Genomic DNA, 4,168 nt, shown 5'->3' on the forward strand with positions numbered 1-4,168 from the left:
TATTGTCAATTTTAATATATTATATTATACTTTCGTTGTCCGCGCGGATATTATACTATACTGTTCTGGTAGGAGAATGAAGAATGCCGAATAAAAAAAATTCACCATCATCTATTGGGCTGCTAATACTCGGCATTATCATTATTGCAGCTAATTTACGTGCTCCCTTAACCTCAGTCGGTCCTTTAGTAAGCCTTATAAGGGATGACGTTCATATTTCCAATACTTTAGCGGGCCTCTTAACAACGGTACCTCTGCTTACCTTTGCTTTATTATCGCCTCTAGTCCCAAAACTGGGACGGAAGCATGGAGTAGAACTTTTAATCTTGATTGCCCTGATCTTTTTGACTGTTGGTATTGGAGTACGTTCTTTATCTGGCGCTGTAAATCTGTATATTGGAACAGCAATTCTCGGATTCGCCATTGCGGTTTGTAATGTATTATTACCGAGTCTAATCAAACGTAATTTTCCTCACAAAATCGGTTCCATGACTGGTATTTTTGCAATTTCAATGAGTTTATCCGGAGCCGTCGCATCGGGAATCAGTGTACCGCTAGCCGCGGATGCTGGTTTCAAATGGCAGGGGTCCTTGGGAATATGGGGAATCCTAAGCTTCATATCGATTCTTTGCTGGTTACCTCAAATGAGAAATCATACGAAGCAAACAACCCTGACGGGCCAACAGCAGGCTGGCAATGATGTGAATGTCTGGCGTTCACCTCTTGCGTGGCAAGTGACGCTGTTTATGGGTACGCAGTCCATGATTTTCTATGTACTGATCGCTTGGTTGCCTGAAATTCTACAACAGCAAGGCATTGACTTAAACCAATCAGGATGGTATCTCTCAATTATGCAATTAGCGCTGCTTCCCTTTACCTTTATTGTCCCTGTTATAGCCGGGCGTATGTCAAACCAGCGTTCCCTGGTGGTCATCACAACCATTTTACTTTTGACAGGAACGCTAGGAATGCTTTATGGAAGCTCCAATATCATTTTGTTGTGGATTATAATACTCGGAATTGGCGGAGGCTTCGCCTTTAGCTTATCCATGATGTTTTTCGGGTTACGTACTCATAACGCGCATCAGGCAGCAGAACTGTCAGGCATGGCCCAATCGGTCGGATACTTACTTGCCGCAATCGGCCCTGCCCTTATCGGTTATCTGCATGATGCCACAAACAGCTGGAACCTGCCGCTCTTCATTCTGCTTGGAGTTTCAGTCCTACTCTTCATAGTCGGCATAGGAGCAGCAAGTAACCGTTTTGTAGGCAGCAAGTCAAGTCAACGTGGTTAATGGCGGCCACAAGGATGTACAGCACGTAGAACATTAGCTCAAAAAAACAGCGGCAGTCAAGGATATTATTACATCCATGGCTGCCGCTAAATATGCTTTGTAGCTGGTAATCATTGCTTTATCACTCATAGCTACCCAATCCAAACTCCAACCTTATCTTTTTCATGAAGTGCTACCTTTATCATTTCCAGCGCATTTCTTATTCTGAATTCAATAAAGTCTTTAATATAGTCAGTGTGTTGGCTTATAATATCTAAATTATCTAGCAAAATGAGGAATTCACTTTTCAGCTTTTCTATCTCCTCATTAAATACATAAATATCTGTATCTTTTAAAGAATGTACTAATTCACACCCAAGTTCACTAATTAATTCATTTCCCCAGAGCGTTTTTCTGCATGACTCGAAACCAAATAAATCATTGTGTGGTGCTGGTACCTGAGCTTCCAGGAGATTAGTATCTATTAATATACCTCTTTTTTCAATTAAACTAACTGTCAAACTCATCTAGTCCACCCTTTCAGTGAGTTCACTTCACAACGTTCGGCTGTCACTGCTTCCTGATCTCCTGTTTCTGAAGTTAACGCGTAAAATATTTGGTAATCACTCTCAATAATAGACAAGTGGGTGGATGAAATTTCAAAAAAAACCTTCATCTTGATTGTATTCATCATTATATTTCAAGGGTGTTCGCTTAAGGATAACACTACCGAATATCCCGTACTTCCCTACCCACCAGTTATTGTATGGAATAACAAAGCCTACGTAGTTACTGATGACACAATCGCAGCAGAGCGGATAGGCAAAGAAATCGGAACTGTAAAAAGGTACATCGACCCGGACAAATCCTTGCCGGAGCAGGATGGCGATTCAACCATTGCCCCGAAGGGGAGTCCATTTTATGAAGTTGAGGGCCAGGACGAGGCTTCCGTTATCGCTGTCCAGATTGAAGGAGAGTATAGAAAAGCTTTCAGATAACTGCACGGTAATAATCACTGCTGGGAAGCCGCGGCATCGTCAGCCTTCACACAATCAATGGCGACCACAATCGCAATGATGACGGCCTCCATCTCCTCTTTGAATACTTGAACACTGTAGCTATCGCCCCAGGTGAACCACTTCTTGTTGACCTCACCTATGACGGCTCCGCGTTGGATGACCTGAAAATCCATGTCCCACCAATTCCCATGCACCTCAATGTCAGCCGAATCTATCGTATAGCGTGCTTTCAGGAAAGAAAATTCCTTCTTAATCGTGAGCACCTCCCGGCCGTCCACCTCCACAAAAAACTTCGGTAAAAAGCTGAATACCTTCTTGGTAATCAATGCGACTTCCTCATCTGCTGTATTCATAATAGAGAAAGTCTTAGGAATCCTCATAAAGCTGCCTTCTACATAATAGACATCCTGCTCCTGCTGATTCTTCACCGTAAACTTCTCTCTTAGACTGAACACCTTCTGCTTAATAAAAAGCTCCGTCATCCCCGTCTCCTCCTATGTCATAGAGTCTGATTGTTTTCTGAATACTATAAGTATGAGGCAACTATTTAACATTAACCAGCAATGTAGTCATTGACATACGCCCATGTATACAAAAAAAGCCTGAACCCTATGAACAGGCTCAGGCATTCAGGCATTTCAGTCACCGGCCGGGCTTGATGCCTACTTGAAGGTCTCCCTCCAATTCTCTGCGTTCGTCGCGAGATATAACTCCTTCAATTTGCCGTATTTCTTATACGGACAGCAAAATTCCTTACGCAGTACAAGCAGGCAGGCGTTACAGGAAATACAATCCGCCCTGGTGAGTCCTTCCCCGTGCAGCCAGCGGTTAGGCAAATCCGGCTCGGAAATAAGCGGACGGCACAGCGACAGGAAATCGGCGTTTCCGTTCTGCGCGATCTCTTCCATCCGCTCGATATTACGGTGTCCGCCTACCAGGATAAGCGGAATGGAGAGACGGATATCCTTGATATAATCATAATAATACGACTGCTTGGCAAGCCCGCCAATCTTCGTTCTTGCTTCGGGAATCGGGACCGGTGTAAAGCCTAATTCGTCCTCGGACCGGACGAGACAATCCCACATGCCCCCGCTTACCTCGATGGCGTCGACGCCGGTCGTTGCAATTTCGTCCAGCAGCTCCGGGAAGTTGTCCTTGTTAATGCCGCCTTCTACGTGATCGTCGCAGTTCAGCTTGATGAGGATCGGAAAGTCTCCAACTTCCTCTCTCGCCAGCGCAACGATGTCCCGGATAATGTTCGCCCGCTTCTGCACCGAACCGCCGTACCTGTCAGTACGCCGATTCGTATAAGGGGACAGGAAGGAGCTGAGCAAATAGCCGTGCGCCGCATGAAACTGCACACCGTCGAACCCGGCTTTTTGAACCCGGACAATCGCATTGGCGAAATACCGGATGATTTGCCCGATTTCTTCCGGCTGCAGCTCCCGGGCTTTTTTGATCAGAATCGGAGACTCCACAGCCGAGGGCGCGATGCAGTCCGCCGTTACATAGTGATGCACCTGCCGGCCGGGATGGTTTAACTGCGCGATGACGATGCAGTCCGGATCGGTCTCATGAACGGTGTGCGCGATTTTGGCTACCTCGGGAATGAATTCGTCATCGTAGATGCAATATTGGCCCTCCGTTCTTTTGGCCGTCGGCGTTGCCGCCATGGCGCCGGTAACGATGGTTCCGACTCCGCCCAGCGCCAGATCCTTGTACACCTGCAGAACCGATTGCGATATTCTCCCGTCCGTCGACATTTGGCTCTCACCTGTAGCAGAGCGCACCAGCCGGTTTTTCATGACGAGATTGCCGATTCTTCCTTCGGAATATACCTTATAATGCTGCCTGCTCATGAGTAAGTCCCCCATT

Annotated in this window: 5 protein-coding genes; 2 read left to right on the top strand and 3 right to left on the bottom strand. The window is 46.1% G+C overall.

Going from position 1 to position 4,168, the window contains the following annotated elements:
- Positions 1–83 precede the first annotated feature (83 nt).
- Entirely contained in the window at positions 84–1,295 is a 1,212-nt protein-coding gene (locus NYE33_RS27815) for a CynX/NimT family MFS transporter (protein WP_341068466.1), read from the top strand.
- 131 nt (positions 1,296–1,426) lie between these two features.
- Here the strand turns inward: NYE33_RS27815 and NYE33_RS27820 are convergent, their stop codons facing one another.
- Positions 1,427–1,801 (bottom strand): hypothetical protein, encoded by a 375-nt coding sequence (locus NYE33_RS27820; RefSeq protein ID WP_076244342.1) that lies wholly within the window; start codon positions 1,799–1,801, stop codon positions 1,427–1,429.
- Positions 1,802–1,921: 120 nt separating this feature from the next.
- On the opposite strand from NYE33_RS27820, the gene NYE33_RS27825 reads away from it, so the two are divergent.
- Positions 1,922–2,272: a hypothetical protein gene (locus NYE33_RS27825; RefSeq protein WP_042135878.1), complete on the top strand. Its 351-nt coding sequence runs from the start codon at positions 1,922–1,924 to the stop codon at positions 2,270–2,272.
- A gap of 14 nt (positions 2,273–2,286) precedes the next feature.
- Here NYE33_RS27825 and NYE33_RS27830 read toward each other — a convergent pair whose 3' ends face one another.
- Together NYE33_RS27830 and NYE33_RS27835 are read right to left on the bottom strand one after the other, a co-directional pair.
- Positions 2,287–2,775, bottom strand: coding sequence for an LURP-one-related/scramblase family protein (locus tag NYE33_RS27830; RefSeq protein WP_042135876.1), 489 nt, complete (start codon positions 2,773–2,775; stop codon positions 2,287–2,289).
- A 180-nt stretch (positions 2,776–2,955) separates the two neighbouring features.
- On the bottom strand, positions 2,956–4,152 hold the full coding sequence (locus NYE33_RS27835; RefSeq protein WP_076244337.1) for an NADH:flavin oxidoreductase: 1,197 nt from the start codon (positions 4,150–4,152) through the stop codon (positions 2,956–2,958).
- Between the last annotated feature and the right edge of the window lie 16 nt (positions 4,153–4,168).

Source organism: Paenibacillus sp. FSL R10-2199 (assembly GCF_038000235.1).
GTDB classification, from domain to species: domain Bacteria; phylum Bacillota; class Bacilli; order Paenibacillales; family Paenibacillaceae; genus Paenibacillus_AQ; species Paenibacillus_AQ phytohabitans.

Bases quoted from the DNA above. Each gene is read 5' to 3' on its own strand.
- NYE33_RS27815 (WP_341068466.1), top strand. From the start codon at position 84: ATGCCGAATAAAAAAAATTCACCATCATCTATTGGGCTGCTAATACTC.
- NYE33_RS27820 (WP_076244342.1), bottom strand. From the start codon at position 1,801: ATGAGTTTGACAGTTAGTTTAATTGAAAAAAGAGGTATATTAATAGAT.
- NYE33_RS27830 (WP_042135876.1), bottom strand. From the start codon at position 2,775: ATGACGGAGCTTTTTATTAAGCAGAAGGTGTTCAGTCTAAGAGAGAAG.
- NYE33_RS27835 (WP_076244337.1), bottom strand. From the start codon at position 4,152: ATGAGCAGGCAGCATTATAAGGTATATTCCGAAGGAAGAATCGGCAAT.